Here is a 17,977-nt window from a genome sequence, read left to right as displayed (position 1 = left end):
TGTCAGCGATCCATCGCACCTTGTCGGCAGAACAGCAGAGTTCGGGGACGACACGACATTGCCCGATTAACACCGGAGCTGCCCACGCCGTGATACCCATCCCTGCCCCCTAATCCCTGAACTCAGGCCACTTCCCGGCGGCGTTCGGCCTGGTCGGGAAAAAAGGTCAGGGCATGGGGCGCCACGCTCACCTGCACGCCGCTCACCGCCGGCAACGGCTCATTGATGCTCACCTCCAGCACCTGGCCCTGGCATTCCACCAGGCAACGGGTATGGGCACCGAGAAACTGCTGCTCCAGCACCCGGCCGTTGCCCCGCTCCGCCTCGGTCAGGCAAATCTGGCGCGGGCGCAGCAACAGCCGGCCCTCGCTGCCGGGCTCGGCGTCCAGGGCCGCCTGGCTGACAATGGGACCGATGGGGGTGACCAGGGTATGGCTGTCGTGCACCGTGGCCGGCACATAGTTGCTCTGGCCGAGAAAGTCCGCCACAAAGGGCGTCTGCGGATGCTGATACAGGGTTTGCGGCCGGCCCACCTGCTCGATATGGCCCTGGCGGAACAGCGCCAGCTTGTCGGAAAAGGCAAAGGCCTCCTCCTTGCTGTGGGTCACGAAAATGGCACTGATACCCTGCTCCTTGAGCAGGCTGCGAATTTCGCCAATCAGGCGCATGCGCACCTGGGTGTCGATATTGGAAAAGGGCTCGTCCAGCAGCATCAGTTGCGGCCGGCAGATCAACGCCCGGGCAATGGCCACCCGCTGTTGCTGGCCGCCGGAAAGCTGATGCGGATAGCGCTCACCCAGCCCCGCCAGATTCACCAGCTCCAGCACCTCGTCGACCCGGGCTTTAATCAGCGCCTTGTTGCGCTCCTTGCTCTGCAGGCCAAAGGCCACGTTCTGCGCCACATTCAGGTGGGGAAACAGGGCGTAATCCTGAAAGATCATGCCGATGTTGCGCTCTTCCGGCACCACCGCCAGACCGTTGCCGTTGACCCGCTGACCATTGATGGCAATTTCGCCGCCGCTGACCGGCAACAGCCCCGCCACAGCCTTCAGCAGGGTGGTCTTGCCACAGCCACTGGCCCCCAGCAGACACATGATCTCGTTGCTTTCCACCTGCAGCGACAGGCCATCCAGCACCGGCTTGCCGTTGTAACTGCAACAAATGTCGTTAATCGTCAGTGCCGCCATCAGTGATGCTGCTCCAGTGAACGGTTCAGAAAAATCAGCGGTATCAGCCCCACCAGCACGATCACAATGGCGGGCAGGGCGCCCAGCTCCAGCTGCTCGTCGGACACAAACTGATACACATAGGTGGCCAGGGTCTGAAAGTTGAACGGCCTGAGCAGCAATGCCGCCGGCAGCTCCTTCATGCACTCAATAAACACCAGCAGGGCCCCGGCCAGCATCCCCTTGCGAATGAGCGGCAGGTGCACCCGCCAGATCATGGCGGCCGGGCCATAGCCCATGGTCTGGGTCACCATGTCGAGGGACGGCGACACCTTGTTGAGGCTGCTCTCCACCGCGCCGATGGCCATGGCGCCAAAACGCACCAGGTAACCAAAGGCAATGGCGGTCATGGTGCCGGTCAGCAGCAGGCCGGGCTCGGGCAGGCCCAGCCACAGCGCCAGGTCGTTGATGGCGAAGTCCATCATGGTGAGCGGCACCAGCACGCCAATGGCCAGCACCGTGCCCGGCAGGGCATAGCCCATGGATGCCAGCCGCAGCGGCAGCACGGTATGACGCTTGCCCTTGAGCCGGTGGGTCATGCCCAGCAACAGTGCCATGGCCAGCGCCAGCACCGCCACCACCGCCGACAGCAGCAGGCTGTTGAGGCTGTATTCAAAAAAGCGGGCGTTCCAGGCCCGGTCAAAGTAGCGCACCGCGTGGTAGCAGAGAATAACAAAGGGCAACAGAAAGCCCAGTGCCACCAGGCTCCAGCAAAAGCCCAGTGCCGCCCACTTGCGCACCCCGGTCAGCCGGTAGCCGGTTTCCTGCTCATGGCCCATGCTCTTCTGAAACACCTGCTGGCGCTTGCGGCTCATGCGCTCCAGGCTCAGCAGCACCATCACCACCAGCAGCATGATGGCGGAGATTTTGGCCGCCGCCTGCAGGCTGCCATAGCCCAGCCAGGTGTCATACACCGCCGTGGTCAGGGTATTGACCGCAAAGAAGTTGACGGTGCCGAACTCGGCCAGGGTTTCCATCGCCACCAGCGACATGCCCACGGCAATGGCCGGGCGGGCCAGGGGCAGGCTGACCCGGCGAAAGCTCTGCCAGGGCGAGCAGCCCAGCAGCCGGCTGGACTGAACCAGACTGGTGGACTGCTCGAGAAAGGCGGTGCGGCCCAGCAGGTAGACGTAGGGATAGAGCACCAGCCCCATCACCAGAGCGGCCCCTCCAAGCGTGCGAATGGGGGGAAAATAGTAATCGGTGGCCGACTGCCAGCCAAACCAGTCGCGCAGTGCCAGCTGCACCGGTCCGGAGTAGTCGAGCAGGTCGGTATACACAAACGCCACTATGTAGGACGGCATGGCCAGCGGCAGGATCAGCGCCCATTGCAGCAGGCGGCGCCCCGGCAGCTCGCACATGGCCATCAGCCAGGCGGCCGGCAGGCCAAACAGCAGGCTCAGCCCCATCACCAGCAGCACCAGCCAGAAGGTGTTGCCGATATAGGCCGGAAGCACGGAAGCCCACAGATGACGGAAGATGTCTTCTGCGGGCAACAGGGATTCCACTATCAGTGCCAGAACCGGCAAAGTCAGCGCCAGGGCAATGCCCCAGCTGCTGACCGTCCAACCATATCTTTTCATGTACAACTCAAAACGGGGGCGAACCCCCGTCTTTTTACAGATCGTATTTCACTTCGTCTACCAGCTTGATCGCTTCTTTGGCATGTTTTGCCACCTCGGTCAGCGGCAGGGTATCGGCCTTGAACTCACCCCAGCTATTCACCAGCTCGGACGGCTCCACACCCGGCTTGACCGGATATTCGTGGTTGGCGGAGGCATACAGGTGCTGGGCCTCGTCGCCGGCCAGGAATTCCATCAGCTTGAGGGCGGCGTCCTTGTTCTTGGCGTGCTTGGTCATGGCCACGGCAGAGATATTGACGTGAGTGCCGCGATCGCCCTGGTTGGGGAAGTTGATGTAGGCGGACTCGGCCCAGGGGCGCTGATCGTCGTTGGTCAGCATCACGCCGTAGTAGTAGCTGTTGCCCAGGGCATAGTCACACACGCCATCCTTGATGGCCTTGACCTGATCCCGGTCGCCGCCCTGAGGCTTGCGCGCCAGGTTGTCTTTCAGGCCCTGCAGCCAGTTTTTGGTGTACTCGCTGCCGTGCTCGGCAATCATGGAAGCGGTCAGCGCCACATTGTAGGGGTGCTTGCCGCTGCGGGTACAGATCTTGCCCTTGTACTTGGGATCGGCCAGCTCTTCATAGGTAATGTCGTCACGCTTGCCCACCCGTTCTACCGAGCTGTAGATGGCGCGGGCACGGGTGGTGAGGGCAAACCACTTGCCGTCGGCGTCCCGGTACTGGGCCGGAATATTGGCTTCCAGCACCTCGCTCTGCACGGCTTGAGTCAGATCCTTGTCAACCACGTCCATCAGCCGGCTGACGTCCACGGTCAGCACCAGATCCGCCGGCGACAGACGGCCTTCCCGCTCCAGCCGTTCACCCATGCCGTCCTTGATGAACACCAGGTTTACGTCAATACCGGTTTCCTGGGTAAAGGTGTCGAGGATGGGCTTGATCAGGAATTCCTGACGGTTGGAGTAAACGTTCACTTCTTCGGCAAAGGCCTGGGCCGTGAAGCTGGACGCCAGCAGAGCGGCGGCGGAGAGGAAAAACGTTTTGGTCATCATCCGGTTCCATGAGGTTGATTGAGAATAATTAACGTTCAGCAGTATACAAGGGCCGAACCGGGAATCAACCGCCAAAGCGCATTGAAATAAGAAAAATTTTCATCTGCAATCCCATCCCTTGCGCCAGATCAAAAAAAGAGGAGCCGAGGCTCCTCAAAAACAAGACCCGGCGGTCTCGTGACGTAAACGGATACATTAACGGGGTTTCAGGGTAACGAACTCGGGGTAGGCATCGATCCCGCAGTCGATCAGATCCATGCCGGAGAGCTCTTCTTCCTCACCCACACGAATGCCCATGGTTTTCTTGAGGGCATACCACACCAGCAGGCTGGCACCGAATACCCAGCAGCCAATCACCAGAATGCCGGTGAGCTGAGCAAGGAAGGTGGCGTCGCCGTTGGCCACCGGTACCAGCACCAGGCCCAGCATGCCGCACACGCCGTGCACCGAAATGGCGCCCACGGGATCGTCAATGCGCAGCCTGTCCAGACCCACAATGGCATACACCACCAGCACGCCCGCCAGCAGGCCGATACTGGCCGCCCACAGATGGCTCGGCGACAGCGGATCGGCGGTAATGGCCACCAGACCGGCCAGGGCGCCGTTGAGGATCATGGTGAGATCCGCCTTGCCCCAGGTCAGCTTGGTGACCAGCAGGGCACCAATGGCGCCGGTGGCGGCGGCGGCGTTGGTGTTGACGAAGATTTTGGCCACGGCGGTGGCATTTTCGACATCGGACACCAGCAGCTGGGAGCCGCCGTTAAAACCGAACCAGCCCATCCACAGAATAAAGGTACCCAGAGTGGCCAGCGGCATGTTGGAGCCGGGAATGGGATGCACCTCACCGTTCTTGCCGTATTTGCCTTTGCGCGCACCCAGCAGCAGCACCCCGGCCAGGGCCGCGGCGGCACCGGTCATGTGCACAATACCGGAGCCGGCAAAATCGGTGAAACCCAGCTCGGAGAGAAAACCGCCGCCCCAGGTCCAGTAGCCTTCCAGCGGATAGATCAAGCCGGTCATCACCACGGAAAAGGCGAGAAAGGCCCACAGCTTCATGCGCTCGGCCACGGCGCCGGATACCACCGACATGGCGGTGGCCACAAACACCACCTGAAAGAAGAAGTCCGACTCAAGGGCGTGATCGGCGTCGGCGGCGGGGCTGCCGATCAGGCCGCCCAGGCTCGGCAGCCAGCCGCCTTCGGCGTTGTCCACATACATGATGTGATAGCCCACCAGCAGATACATGGTGCAGGCAATGGCAAACAGCAGCACGTTTTTGGTGAGGATCTCGGTGGTGTTCTTGGCCCGTACCAGGCCCGCTTCCAGCATGGCGAAACCGGCGGCCATCCACATCACCAGCACACCCGACATCAGAAAGTAAAAGGTGTCGAGGGCAAACTTCACTTCGGTTATTGCATCCATGACAGTGTCTCCCTTAAATGGCTTCCAGATCCCGCTCGCCGGTGCGAATGCGCACCGCCTGCTGCAGGTCGTACACGAAGATTTTGCCGTCGCCGATCTTGCCGGTGCCGGCGGCCTCAAGAATGGTTTCAATCACCCGCTCCACGTCTTCACTCTGGGCGGCGATTTCCAGCTTGATCTTGGGCAGAAAATCCACCTGATATTCGGCACCCCGATACAGCTCGGTGTGGCCTTTCTGGCGGCCGAATCCTTTCACTTCACTCACCGTCATGCCGTCGATACCCATGCCGGCCAGGGCCGAACGCACATCGTCGAGCTTGAAGGGTTTGATAATGGCGCAAATCATTTTCATGGGGGCTCCTCGCGCTACAAGTTGGCTTCATCCTGTTATTACAAGCTTCGTGCCAGTTTTTTATTCCAATATATTCAGCAACTTACAAATAGGCGCATGGATGAGGACAGGAGCAAAATGTTATGCTGGTGCAATGAAAAGGCGGCAAGCACCAAAAGAGTGCAAAGGAAAATATCATGCTGGAAGTATCGGCCCGGGTGCACATTCCGGAGCAGGAGCTGGAGTTCATCACCATGCGGGCCGGCGGCCCGGGCGGCCAGCACGTCAACAAGACCGACTCGGCGGTGCAGCTGCGCTTTGACTATGCGGGCAGCCCCAGTCTGCCCGCGGTGTACAAGGAAGCGCTGGCGAACATGCGGGATCACCGGGTGCTGGCCAGTGGCTGGATATTAATCAGGGTGGAAAGTGAACGTAGTCAGCTGATGAACAAGGAGGCGGCGAAAGCCGCGCTGGTGGCCCTGCTGCAACAGGCCGGCAAGCCGGTCAAGGTGCGCCGCCCCACCAAACCCAGCAAGGCGGCCAAGGCCAAACGCACCGACAGCAAGACCCACAGGGGCAAGATCAAAAGTACAAGAGGGAAGGTGAAGTTCTAGGCTGTCGCCTGTGAGGCGTAAAGGGTGAGGCGTGAGGAGAAAAACACTGAGCCTGGAGTCAGACCCCTCTCCTCACTCCTCACCCCTCACCGGCCGGTCAGAAACTCCCGCCACTGGGTGAGCAGCCGGGCCAGATCGTCCAGGCCGCAGCCGGCATAGTGGGCATCGTCGTAATAGCTCATGCCCTCTTCCAGGTCGCCACTGTCAAAGGCCAGGCCATGGCCGATAAGCTCGGCCTCGCCGTCACCCAGGGCCAGGGTGAACTCGGCGTATTCCTTGCGGAACTCTTCCCGCTCACGCTCATCCAGCCCGGCAATGGCCGCCAGCAAGGCATCCGCCTCGGCGGCATCCACCTCGTCGGTCAGCCACTGGCCAAAGGCCTCATGCCCCATGTCGCAGCGGGCCCGGCAGCGACCGTCCAGATCACGCAGAAAATCAAATTCCATGGCCGTACTCCCGGCGAAAAGGCGCTATTCTAGCCGCCGCCCGACCTGGCTCACAAGGGGGTGCCCGACCAGGGCCCGCCACAGCTTGCCGCCGGTTACCCAGAAGGGACGCAGGATCAGGGTGCTCATGCGCTGGTACCGCAGGTTGTCCTTCTCCCCCACGCCGAATTCCAGCGGCTCGGGGGTGGGGGTGGTCACATACAGGGTGCCGAACATCCAGTCCCAGACAGACAGGTTAGTGCCGAAGTTCAGGCTGAAATGCTTCGGGTCCCTGCTGTGGTGGATCTGATGCTGGGCCGGGCTGTTGATCACATGCTCGATCACCGGGCCGAACGACAGCCACACATGACTGTGACGCAGGTTGGCCGCCAGCGAATTGAACAGCAGCACCATGTAACTCACCCCGAACAGGGTGAACTTGCTCACCTTGCCGCCGCTGAAATAGAAAAATACCCCGGCGAACAGCGCCAGCGCCGTGCCCTTGCACAGCTTCTCGATAAATTTCTCCACAATGTGAATGCGGCTGGCGGTGGGCGGTACCATCACGGTAGCGGAGTGATGCACCTTGTGAAACTCCCACAGCCAGCGGCCATGAAAGGCCCGGTGCACCCAGTAGTGTACAAAGTCCGACACCAGAAAGGCGCCCAGACCATAGGCCAGCATCAGGCCGGTGCTCTCCCCCTGCCAGGGACGCTCCCCCCACCATTCGGTGAGCCGGGCGGTGACATCCCCCGAGCGCAGCAGATAAGGATCCAGCCAGGCCAGCACCGGCACCACCAGGGCCGCATGCAGCAGCACCCGCAGAAAGTAGTACTGGTAGTCGATAATGGCGGAGCGGTGCAGCCACACGCGCCGCCCGCCCAGAAAATGCCCGAAGTGGCGGTAGCGGCCATCGTTCTGCCGGCGGTACAGCACATAGGCCACCGCCAGGGAGATGGCCAGAAACGCCACTCCCAGGCGACCGTTCAGATCGAACAAACCGGCAAAACGGTGCCAGAGTGGCAGCCAGAGCTGACTGTAAAGAACATCGGTCAGTGCCGAAGAAGGTTCCATGGAGGCGTGACGATTCCGTGCAAACATCAAAAGTGATGCAATTCTAAAAGAAAGTCAGTCTCAGTTCCATTTTGTCTTGATGGATTGATTTTTCGGTCAGGTGAAGATTTTTTAAACACAAAATGAACACATTTTACACCATTATTGCATCCAATTACTGGTCGTTCAGCCCCATATCCAGTATCCTATGCGCCCTTCGGCAGCCCGGTTTCGCGCCGGCTCGCCCAGCATAACCATAACAACGACAACACCCGTAGCAACACACACCGGAAAGAATATGTCTAACCACACGCAGCAATCTTCGCACCAGAGCGATCTGGTGTACCGGCTTCACGACAAGCCGCCCTTTATGCAATCCCTGTTCGCCGCCATTCAGCACCTGCTGGCGCTGTTTGTGGCGGTGATCACCCCGCCGCTGATCATCTGCCAGACCTTGGGCATTCCCGCCGCCGACACCGCACACATCATCAGCATGTCGCTGTTTATTACCGGTGTGGCTTCCTTTATTCAGATGAAACGATTCGGTCCCGTGGGCACCGGCCTGCTGTCCATTCAGGGCACCAGCTTTAACTTTCTCGGTCCCATCATCGCCAGCGGCCTGGCCATGAAGGACGGCGGCGTCACCACCGAGGCCATGCTGGCGGCCATTTTCGGCACCGCCCTGCTGGCCGCCCCCACCGAGATGATCATCTCCCGCTTTCTGCACCTGGCCCGGCGCATCATCTCGCCTCTGGTGAGCGGCATTATCGTCACCCTGATCGGCCTGACCCTGATCCAGCTGGGGCTCACCTCCATCGGCGGCGGCTTCAGCGCCATGGCCGCCGGTGAGTTCGGCTCCCTGGACAACCTGGCCCTGGCCGGTACCGTGCTGGGCATCATCATTCTGATGAACCGCAGCCGTAACCCTTATGTGCGCCTGTCCTCCATTCTGGTGGCCATGGTCGCCGGCACCCTGCTGGCCTGGCAGATGGGCAAACTGGCGCCGCTGTCCGAGAGCCTGCCGGCGGTGGCCCTGCCCATTCCCATGCAGTATGGTCTGGGCTTTGATGCCTCCCTGTTCATTCCGCTGGTGCTGGTGTATGTGATCACCTCACTGGAAGCCATTGGTGACACCACCGCCACCTCGGAAGTGTCCGGCGAGCCGGTATCCGGTCCGGTATACATGAAGCGCCTCAAGGGCTGCGTGCTGGGTGACGGCGTGAACTCCTCGCTGGCGTCCATCTTCAACACCTTCCCGGTGTCCACCTTCAGCCAGAACAACGGCGTCATTCAGATGACCGGCGTGGCCAGCCGCCACGTGGGCTTCTTCGTGGCCGGCATTCTGGTGATCATGGGCCTGTTCCCGGCCATCAGCACCCTGGTGCAACGCATTCCCGAGCCGGTGCTGGGTGGCGCTACCCTGGTGATGTTCGGCTCCATCGCCGCCGCCGGGGTGCGCATTCTGTCCCGGGAAAAGCTGGATCGCCGCGCCCTGTTCATTATCGCCATCTCCTTTGGCATGGGCCTGGGCATCTCCCAGAAGCCGGACATTCTGCAGTTCATGCCCGACATCATCAAGAACGTGTTTGCCTCCGGTATTTCCGCCGGCGGTATCACTGCCATTGTGATGAACATCATCATGCCGATGAACAAGTCCGAGGCAGACGAAGCCGCCGCTGACGCCGAAGCGCAGCAGGCGTAAAACCAGGGAATGGGGAATAGGGACCGGGGACTGGCAAACGCCGGTGTCCGGTCCCTTTTTCTTTTTACCAGTCCCGAATCCCCAGTCCCCAATCCCCGAGAAAGATCACAGCGCCCAGCGCCGCAGCAGGTTGTGATACACCCCGGTAAGCTGAATGCTGGCCTCGCTGCCGGCTCCCAGTTGCTGGTTGAGGCTCTGAATGCCGGTGTCCAGATCAAACAGCAGGCTGCGCTGGCCGTCGTCCCGTACCATGCTCTGAATCCAGAAAAAGGAACAGATACGCGCGCCCCGCGTCACCGGCAGCACCTTGTGCAGGCTGGAGGACGGATACAGGATCAGGTCGCCGGCGGGCAGCTTGACGCTGTGGGCACCATAGGTGTCTTCCACCACCAGCTCGCCGCCATCGTATTCATCGGGCTCACAGAAAAACAGGGTGGCGGAGAGATCGGTGCGAATGCGCTCGCCCGTGGCCGGGTGCATGCGAATGGCATTGTCCACGTGAATGCCGAATGACTGACCGCCCTGGTAGCAGTTGAACAGCGGCGGAAAGATTTTCTCCGGCAGCGCCGCCGCCACAAACAACGGATGGCGGGACAGCGCCTCGGTGATCATCTTGCCGATAATATCGGCGGTTTCGCTGTTTTCGGGCAGTTGCAGGTTGTTCTTGGCCCGGGCCGACTGAAAGCCGGCGGTGGCATTGCCGTCAATCCAGTCGGCGGCCAGCAGCCGCTCGCGGCACTCGGCCACCTGCTCGGCGCCGAGTACGCCGGGAATATGCAGCATCATGATGAAATTCTCTTTTTCGTGATAATGAATAAAGCCCCGACCAGGGGCTTTTGTGTAAATGTCAGGATCCTTGGAGCGCAGACGGCAGGCCCGCGCTCCATTAAATCAGAACCGGTAGTTGGCGGACAGCACGGCGGAGCGGCCGTCGCCCAGCTCAACGGCGGAGCTGCGGGCATCGGTGCCGGGACGGCCCCGCACCCGTTCCACATACTCTTCGTCAAACAGGTTATTAACGTTCAGCTGCAGGCTGAAGGCGTCGGTCACCTGATAGGACGCCATGGCGTTGTGCACCCAGTAGCTGTCGATCTTGGCCTCCACATCGGACGCCACATGGCGCGAGCCCACATAGCGGGCGCCATAACCCAGCTCCACCCCCGGCAGGATTTCGTAGGTGGTCCACAGGTTGGCGCTGTTGCGCGGGGTATTGCCCAGCGGCTGCCCTTCGGGATCGCGGCCACCGGCTTGCGGCACGGCCACGGACGTCAGGGTTTCGCTGTCGAGCAGGGTGTAGTTGGCAAATACCTTCCACTGCTCGGTCACTACCCCGGTCAGGCCCAGCTCCAGGCCCTGCACCCGTTGCTCGCCGGCCAGCACCAGTTCATCCAGCGCATTGGTTTCCCGGGCGTTGGTCTTGTCGACCCGGAACAGGGCGCCGTCCAGCCCCAGACGGCCATGCATCAGCTCCCACTTGGTGCCCAGCTCCCAGGTTTCGTTTTTCTCGGGCCTGAGATCTTCACCCGATACGCTGCCCGAGGTGGCCAGCGCTTCCGCCGCCGGGTTAAAGGAAGTGCCGTAGGCCAGGTAAATCCGGCCGTTGTCGGCGGGTTTGTAGACGATGCCGGCACGGCCGCTGAACGCCTGATCGCTGGTCGTGGTGGTGTTGCCGCTGTCTCTGGCAGTGCGCTCACCGGAGATCCAGTCGTGGCGCAGGCCCAGACTCAGATCCCACTGCGGGGCAAGAGTGATGGTATCGAACACATAAAGCGCGCGGGTGTTCAGCTCGGCGTCGGTGCTGCGGTTGGGTAACGGCGTATAAGTCACGGGGCCATCCCAGTAACCGGGCGGGTTGTAGAGATCAAAGCCGTCGGCGGGATAGGCGCTGCTGCCCTTGCCCAGATTGTAGTTGGACGAGGTCAGGTCATAGGTTTCATGAGCAATCTCGCCCCCCAGCAGCATGTCATGCCGCAGGCCGCCGGTGTCGAATTCAAGGCTCAGGCCGGTCTGGTTGATCCACAGCTCGTTTTGCGCCTCCCGGCGAAACCCCTGCGGCCCCGCCGATTGGTACCGCCCATCCGGCACCCCGGTCAGATCCACATGAGAAGCAGACACTGTCGTGTCTCTGTCCACCCGGCTGTAACGGGTCTGGTTTTCGATGCGGGCGGTGTCGTTCAGCGCGTGCTCAAGCTTGAGGGTCACGGCATCGGCCTGAATCTTTTCCTCGTCCAGGTTGCGCCAGCCGTAGTAGCTCTCCCGATCCACCCCGGGCAGCACTCGGCCGTCCCGGGCCGGCAGGCCGTAGTCGGGCAGGTTGTCGTCCTGCTGGTGAAAGTAGCTCAGGGTAGCCCGCGTCTGTTCGCTCAGCCCTATGGTCACCGACGGCGCTATGCCGAAGCGCTCCCGGTCGATGTTGTTGCGGCCGGGCACCTGGTTTTCGTGGGCCATCAGGTTGATGCGGGCGGCACTGTTGACACCCACATCGTCCAGGGTGGTGTTGGCGTCCAGGGTGATGCGGCGGTAGTGGTCGGTGCCCAGGCTGGCGCCGATTTCGGCGAAGTCGCGCTGTTTGGGGGTCTTGCTTATCTGATTGATGGCACCACCGGTGGTGCCGGCACCGCCAAACACCGAATTGGGCCCCTTCAGCACTTCCACCTGCTCGATATTGAAGGTGTCGGTGCGGTTGTTCTGGCTGCTGTCGCGCAGGCCGTCGATCTGCATGTTGGCATTGGCGCTGAAGCCGCGAATATTGATCTTGTCGCCGGAACCGCCGCCGCCCTCGCCGGCATCAAAGGTAATGCCGGACACGTTCGACAGCACCTGGCGCAGGCTCAGGGCCTGCTGCTCTTCCATTACCTCTTTCGGCACCACGGTCACCGTCTGGGGCGTGTCCAGCAGGGGCTTTACATATTTTGCAGAGGCGGACGCTTCGGTTTTGTACGCCGGCTCGCGTACATCCTTGACGGTAACGGTGTCGAAGCGGGTTACCGCTTCCTGGGCCTGGGCCGGCACCGCCAGACTGGCCACCGCCAGGCTCACGGCCGAGCCGATCAGGGTTCTGGGGGGAAGTGCGGTTGAGCGAATAAAGGGGCGCACTGACAACTCCTTGTGAGTATGTATTTTTATATGGAATAAGCACTAAAAACAAAAGCGACTCATTCTCATTTATTATTTGATTTAGATCAAGGCTTTGCGGTGCACTATTCGCTTGCCTGAGGACCTGAGGAAAAGATGCAAAAGAGGGAAAACGGCGGGCAGGCAAATGGCCAATAAAAAAGCCAGCACGAGGCTGGCTTTTGCATTCATGTTGTTAGGGTATCGGCGGCTCAGATGGCCTGCTGAAAGATCACGGTCTCGGCCTTCTGCACGTAGCTGTCCAGCTCGTCGAAGTTCAGGTAACGATAGGTGTCGGCGGCGGTGGCGTTCAGCTCCTGGGCGTATTCCAGGTACTCGGCCACGGTGGGCAGCTTGCCGTGAATGGCGGCCACGGCGGCCAGCTCGGCCGACGCCAGATACACGTTGGCACCCTTGCCCAGACGGTTGGGGAAGTTACGGGTGGAGGTGGACACCACGGTAGTGTTGTCCCCTACCCGTGCCTGGTTACCCATGCACAGGGAGCAGCCCGGAATCTCGATGCGGGCACCGACCCGGCCGAAGATGCCGTAGTAACCCTCGGCGGTGAGCTGATCCTTGTCCATCTTGGTGGGCGGCGCCACCCACAGCCGGGTGGGCAGCTGACCCTTGTACTTGTCGAGCAGCTTGCCGGCGGCACGGAAGTGACCGATGTTGGTCATGCAGGAGCCGATAAACACCTCGTCGATGCTCTCGCCGGTCACCTCGGACAGCAGGCGGGCGTCGTCGGGATCGTTCGGAGCACACAGAATGGGCTCCTTGATCTCGCTCATGTCGATTTCCAGCACGTGGGCGTATTCGGCGTCGGCGTCGGCTTCCAGCAGCTCGGGGTTGGCCAGCCACTCTTCCATGCCCTTGATGCGGCGCTCCAGGGTGCGCTTGTCGCCATAGCCTTCGGCGATCATCCACTTCAGCATCACAATGTTGGAGTTGAGGTATTCGATGATCGGCTCTTTGTCCAGCTTGATGGTACAACCGGCGGCGGAGCGCTCGGCGGTGGCATCGGCCAGCTCAAACGCCTGCTCCACCTTAAGCTGGGGCAGACCTTCAATTTCCAGCACCCGGCCGGAGAATTCGTTGATCTTGCCTTCCTTGGCCACGGTCAGCAGGCCGTGCTTGATGCCGTAGTAGGGAATGGCGTGCACCAGATCCCGCAGGGTGATGCCGGGCTGCATTTCGCCCTTGAAACGCACCAGCACGGATTCCGGCATGTCCAGCGGCATCACGCCGGTGGCAGCGGCAAAGGCCACCAGGCCGGAGCCCGCCGGGAAGGAAATGCCGATGGGGAAACGGGTGTGGGAGTCACCGCCGGTGCCGACTGTGTCGGGCAGCAGCATGCGGTTCAGCCAGGAGTGGATCACGCCGTCGCCCGGGCGCAGGGACACACCGCCGCGGTTCATGATGAAGTCGGGCAGAGTGTGGTGAGTGGTCACGTCCACCGGCTTGGGATAGGCGGCGGTGTGGCAGAACGACTGCATGGTCAGATCGGCGGAGAAGCCCAGGCAGGCCAGATCCTTCAGCTCGTCCCGGGTCATGGGGCCAGTGGTGTCCTGAGAGCCGACGGTGGTCATCTTGGGCTCGCAATACTGGCCGGGGCGCACGCCCGCCACGCCGCAGGCCTTGCCCACCATCTTCTGGGCCAGGGTAAAGCCCTTGCCGGAGTCGGCCACCGGGGCCGGACGCTTGAACACCTCGGAGGGCGCCAGGCCCAGCTCGGCGCGGGCCTTGTCGGTCAGGCCGCGACCGATGATCAGCGGAATACGGCCGCCGGCGCGCACTTCGTCGAGCAGCACATCGGTCTTCAGTTTGAAGGTGCTCAGCACCTCGTCGCTGCCGTGACGGCAAATCTTGCCCTCATAGGGGTAGATGTCGATCACGTCGCCGGTGTTCAGTTTGGTCACGTCGCACTCGATGGGCAGGGCGCCGGCATCTTCCATGGTGTTGAAGAAGATGGGGGCGATCTTGCCGCCGATGCAGATGCCGCCGGCGCGCTTGTTGGGCACGAACGGAATGTCGTCGCCCATGTGCCAGAGCACGGAGTTGGTGGCGGATTTACGGCTGGAGCCGGTGCCAACCACATCGCCCACGTAGGCCAGCGGGAAGCCTTTTTCCTTCAGGGCTTCAATGGCCTTGATCGGACCGATGACGCCGTCTTCGTCGGGCTCAATGCCGGGACGGGCGTTCTTCAGCATGGCCTGGGCGTGCAGCGGAATGTCGGGACGGGACCAGGCATCCTGGGCCGGGGACAGGTCGTCGGTGTTGGTTTCGCCCGGCACCTTGAATACGGTCAGGGTGATTTTCTCGGCCAGTTTGGGACGCTCGAGGAACCATTCGGCGTCGGCCCAGGACTGCATCACCTGTTTGGCAAATTCATTGCCGGCCTGCGCCTTTTCGGCCACGTCGTGAAAGGCGTCGAACATCAGCAGGGTGTGGCTCAGGGCCTTGGCGGCGATGGGTGCCAGGGCGCTGTTGTCGAGCAGCTCGATCAGCGGAGCGATGTTGTAGCCACCCTGCATGGTACCCAGCAGCTCGGTGGCCTGCTCGGCAGACACCACCGGCGAGCTCACCTCACCCTTGGCCACGGCGGCGAGAAAACCGGCCTTTACATAGGCGGCTTCGTCAACACCAGGGGGAATGCGGGTAGAAAGGAGTTCGTAAAGGAAGGCTTCTTCGCCAGCGGGCGGGTTTTTGAGTAATTCAACCAGGGCGGCAACTTGCTCTGCATCGAGTGGCTTGGCAACCACTCCCTCTGCGGCACGTTCTTCGACGTGTTTACGATAGGCTTCAAGCACGACTGTATCCTCTTATTATCATTCGCCACCGTGGGCGTAAATGTCCTTGTAGGGGGCCAGGGCGTCCGTAAGAACGCCGCGAAAGTATATTAGTTTTAACCCTGAATTAAAATCCGGCCCGTCTGTCCTTTGGTCGAATATTTGACTAACGCCATGTTTTGAATGGGTTTTCCGTGCATATGCCCCCAATTTGACGGTCAACAAGCCATTAACATCAGAAGCTGAACAGATTGCCGAAATAGAGGTAAACGCTGCTTTTATCCCCCTCTGCCTGACCAAAGGCCAGATAGAGCGGCCCCCAGTTGGTGTCCACGCCAACGAAAATGCTGCCGGCGGTCAGCGATTCCTCCCAGCCCACCTCGGCCCCCGAGTTCCACACCCCGCCCCGCTCCAGCGAGCCCCCCAGATACACGGGTGAGCGAAAGGCGCCAAAGTCGTTGTCAAACCAGCGGTAGTGATACAACACTCCGGCCAGGCCGCTGTAGCGGCCGCTGAGCTGCTCGCTCTGGTAGCCGGACAGATTGAACAGGCCGCCCAGGCTGCGGGCAAACACCGGCAGCGGCTGCTCGGCGGTGGAGCCACCCAGCACCAGCTTACCCACCAGGGTGTGGCGGCCGGCGTTCCAGGGCCTGAGCCAGTCCAGCTCGTAGTCGAGCCCGGCCACGTTTTCATTGCTGCCCTGGCCGTCCAGCCGGTTGCGGTAATAGCCCAGGGTCAGCTCTGCCGCCTCGCCGCGGGTGGGGAAAAACACATTGTCCAGGGTGTCGTGGGTAAAGCGCAGATAAGGCCCCACCGAGGCCACATCCAGGCTGCCGTCCAGATTGCGCGCCTCTATGCTGCCGGTGAGCCCCTGCACACCCAGGGCCAGCTCGCTCCAGGGATTGAGGTTGTAGCCCAGCTCGCTCAGGGCTCGCCAGGTGGCATAGTCAAAGTCGAGGGTGGTGAGCCGGCCAAACTGCCGATAGCTGTCTTCCCCCGGTTCAACAAAGAAGGTGCGCCGGCGCTTTTCATATTCGCCCCGGGCCTTCCAGAAAAAGTCGTAGTCGGTATCCAGCGGCGTGTAGAACTCGCTGGCCAGCAGCTTGTTGCTGCCCAGGGTCACCTCCGCCAGCCACTCGCCTCCCAGCATATTGATGTGGGTGCGGCGAAACTGGGCGCCAATCTCGTAACTGGTGCGGCTGGAGAAGTCGTCTTCCAGGGCAAACTTGAGATCCACAAAGCCCGGGCCCCAGCCTTTTTCCCGGGTGTGCACCGTGAGCACCTGCTCATCGTCCCGCTCCTCGATGCGGTAGCTGACCTGCTCAAAGGCGTCCAGGGCATAGAGCCGGCGCACGCCCCGTTCCAGCTCCTCGGTGTGGTGAAACTGACCCGGATTGAGCCCGAGTGCATCGCGGATCACCGCCTCACTCAGGCTGGTATTGCCTTCCACTTCCACCCGGTCGAGAAACACCGCATCGCTGCGCTGCAGCCGGGCGCGCCGGTCCAGCTTGCGGTTGCGGTAATCGGCATAGTCCCGCTCGCTCAGGGCCAGCCGCTGTAATTGGGGCAACATTTGCGTGGCCGCCGCTTCACCGCGGGCAATGGCCTCGGGCATGCGGTTAAAGTCGCCCACGCCGATGCCGGCAATATTGGGGGTGAGCAGCACGTCGTCATCGGCCAGCAGCGCCTTCTGCCGCTCGGTGCCGGCCCGGGTGAGGTAGTTGGTCAGCTGGGTGATCATGGCCAGGGCGCTGTCGAGCTGCTCCCTCGGCAGCATGGCATCGCCGATGTCCACCGCGATCACCACCCCGGCGCCCAGCTCTCTGGCCACGTCCACCGGCAGGTTGTTGACCACGCCACCGTCCGCCAGCAGCTTGCCGTTCAGTGTCACCGGCTGCAGCACGCCCGGCACCGACATGGAGGCCTGCATGGCGGTGGCCAGGTGGCCCCGGCTCAGCACCACCGGGGTCATGGTTTCCATGTCGGTGGCCACCGCCCGGTAGGGAATGGGCAGGTGATCGAAGTTTTTCAGGCGGGGAATGGTCAGGGTGCTGCGCCGAAGCAGGGCGCCCAGGGCCTGGCCCTGAAAAAAGCCACCGGGCAGGCTGAGCCGCCACTGCTCGTCAATGCCGATGTCGGTACGCAGCAGAAACTCGTCGTTCTGGCGCTTGCGCCGCAGCGACAGCTCATCCCGGCCCACCTTGTCCTGATAGCCCTGGTTCCAGTCCAGGGCCAGCAGCTGGCGCTCCAGCTCGCCGGCATCGAGCCCCAGGGCGTACATGCCCGCCACATAGGCGCCCATGCTGGTGCCGGTGACAATGTCCACCGGAATGCGCTGCTGTTCCAGTACGCGGATCACCCCCACGTGGGCGGCGCCCTTGGCCCCGCCCCCGCTCAGCACCAGCGCCACACGCGGACGCTCGGCCAGCACCGGCCACGACAACAACAGGGTTAACAGCAAAGCAAGGAGGCGCATGGCAATTCACAACCGCACAAATCATGTTCGCATTGTATGCCGGCGGGCTGAAAATGGGGAGAGCCGAGCGTACGGGGGAAGACAGGGGCAGACAGGTGGTTTGCCGCTTCGCGCCAATATGCGGGCGAGCCACCCGCGCGCCAAAAAACATGCGGGCCCCCTCACCCCTCACCCCTCACCCCTCACCCCTC

Annotated in this window: 13 protein-coding genes; 2 read left to right on the top strand and 11 right to left on the bottom strand. The window is 61.8% G+C overall.

Annotated elements, in window-relative coordinates; all coding sequences use genetic code 11:
• Positions 1–122: 122 nt before the first annotated feature.
• The 5 genes from PU634_RS01660 to PU634_RS01640 all read right to left on the bottom strand — a co-directional run bounded on the left by PU634_RS01660 (position 123) and on the right by PU634_RS01640 (position 5,634).
• A complete protein-coding gene (locus PU634_RS01660; RefSeq protein ID WP_306762348.1) occupies positions 123–1,187 on the bottom strand; it encodes an ABC transporter ATP-binding protein in 1,065 nt (354 codons plus the stop codon).
• Positions 1,187–2,809: an ABC transporter permease gene (locus tag PU634_RS01655; protein WP_306762347.1), complete on the bottom strand. Its 1,623-nt coding sequence runs from the start codon at positions 2,807–2,809 to the stop codon at positions 1,187–1,189. Before PU634_RS01655 ends, PU634_RS01660 begins: the two co-directional genes overlap by 1 nt.
• A gap of 34 nt (positions 2,810–2,843) precedes the next feature.
• Positions 2,844–3,857 carry a Fe(3+) ABC transporter substrate-binding protein gene (locus PU634_RS01650; protein ID WP_306762346.1) on the bottom strand — a complete coding sequence of 338 codons (1,014 nt, stop codon included), beginning with the start codon at positions 3,855–3,857 and terminating at the stop codon, positions 2,844–2,846.
• A 198-nt stretch (positions 3,858–4,055) separates the two neighbouring features.
• Complete coding sequence (locus PU634_RS01645; RefSeq protein ID WP_306762345.1) at positions 4,056–5,282, bottom strand: ammonium transporter AmtB; 1,227 nt, start codon at positions 5,280–5,282, stop codon at positions 4,056–4,058.
• Between the two features lie 13 nt (positions 5,283–5,295).
• Complete coding sequence (locus PU634_RS01640) at positions 5,296–5,634, bottom strand: P-II family nitrogen regulator (protein WP_306762344.1); 339 nt, start codon at positions 5,632–5,634, stop codon at positions 5,296–5,298.
• A 176-nt stretch (positions 5,635–5,810) separates the two neighbouring features.
• Between PU634_RS01640 and arfB the strand changes: the two genes are divergently transcribed.
• Positions 5,811–6,227 carry an alternative ribosome rescue aminoacyl-tRNA hydrolase ArfB gene (gene arfB / locus PU634_RS01635; protein ID WP_306762343.1) on the top strand — a complete coding sequence of 139 codons (417 nt, stop codon included), beginning with the start codon at positions 5,811–5,813 and terminating at the stop codon, positions 6,225–6,227.
• 86 nt (positions 6,228–6,313) lie between these two features.
• On the opposite strand, the gene PU634_RS01630 is transcribed toward arfB, so the two are convergent.
• Positions 6,314–6,673: a YacL family protein gene (locus PU634_RS01630; RefSeq protein ID WP_306762342.1), complete on the bottom strand. Its 360-nt coding sequence runs from the start codon at positions 6,671–6,673 to the stop codon at positions 6,314–6,316.
• A 24-nt stretch (positions 6,674–6,697) separates the two neighbouring features.
• Entirely contained in the window at positions 6,698–7,726 is a 1,029-nt protein-coding gene (locus tag PU634_RS01625; protein WP_306762341.1) for a sterol desaturase family protein, read from the bottom strand.
• A 277-nt stretch (positions 7,727–8,003) separates the two neighbouring features.
• Here PU634_RS01625 and PU634_RS01620 point away from each other — a divergent pair, with 277 nt between their 5' ends.
• Complete coding sequence (locus tag PU634_RS01620) at positions 8,004–9,407, top strand: nucleobase:cation symporter-2 family protein (protein WP_306762340.1); 1,404 nt, start codon at positions 8,004–8,006, stop codon at positions 9,405–9,407.
• A gap of 105 nt (positions 9,408–9,512) precedes the next feature.
• Here PU634_RS01620 and PU634_RS01615 read toward each other — a convergent pair whose 3' ends face one another.
• The 4 genes from PU634_RS01615 to PU634_RS01600 form a co-directional block, all read right to left on the bottom strand.
• On the bottom strand, positions 9,513–10,193 hold the full coding sequence (locus tag PU634_RS01615; protein ID WP_306762339.1) for a Fe2+-dependent dioxygenase: 681 nt from the start codon (positions 10,191–10,193) through the stop codon (positions 9,513–9,515).
• Positions 10,194–10,298: 105 nt separating this feature from the next.
• Positions 10,299–12,503 carry a TonB-dependent receptor gene (locus tag PU634_RS01610; RefSeq protein WP_306762338.1) on the bottom strand — a complete coding sequence of 735 codons (2,205 nt, stop codon included), beginning with the start codon at positions 12,501–12,503 and terminating at the stop codon, positions 10,299–10,301.
• A gap of 230 nt (positions 12,504–12,733) precedes the next feature.
• Positions 12,734–15,331, bottom strand: coding sequence for a bifunctional aconitate hydratase 2/2-methylisocitrate dehydratase (gene acnB / locus PU634_RS01605; protein ID WP_306762337.1), 2,598 nt, complete (start codon positions 15,329–15,331; stop codon positions 12,734–12,736).
• Between the two features lie 214 nt (positions 15,332–15,545).
• On the bottom strand, positions 15,546–17,786 hold the full coding sequence (locus PU634_RS01600) for a patatin-like phospholipase family protein (protein ID WP_306762336.1): 2,241 nt from the start codon (positions 17,784–17,786) through the stop codon (positions 15,546–15,548).
• Between the last annotated feature and the right edge of the window lie 191 nt (positions 17,787–17,977).

Source organism: Oceanimonas pelagia, from assembly GCF_030849025.1.
GTDB classification, from domain to species: Bacteria; Pseudomonadota; Gammaproteobacteria; order Enterobacterales; family Aeromonadaceae; genus Oceanimonas; species Oceanimonas pelagia.
The sequence above is the reverse complement of the archived record's forward strand: the minus strand, read 5'-3'. Positions and strand labels throughout refer to the sequence as shown.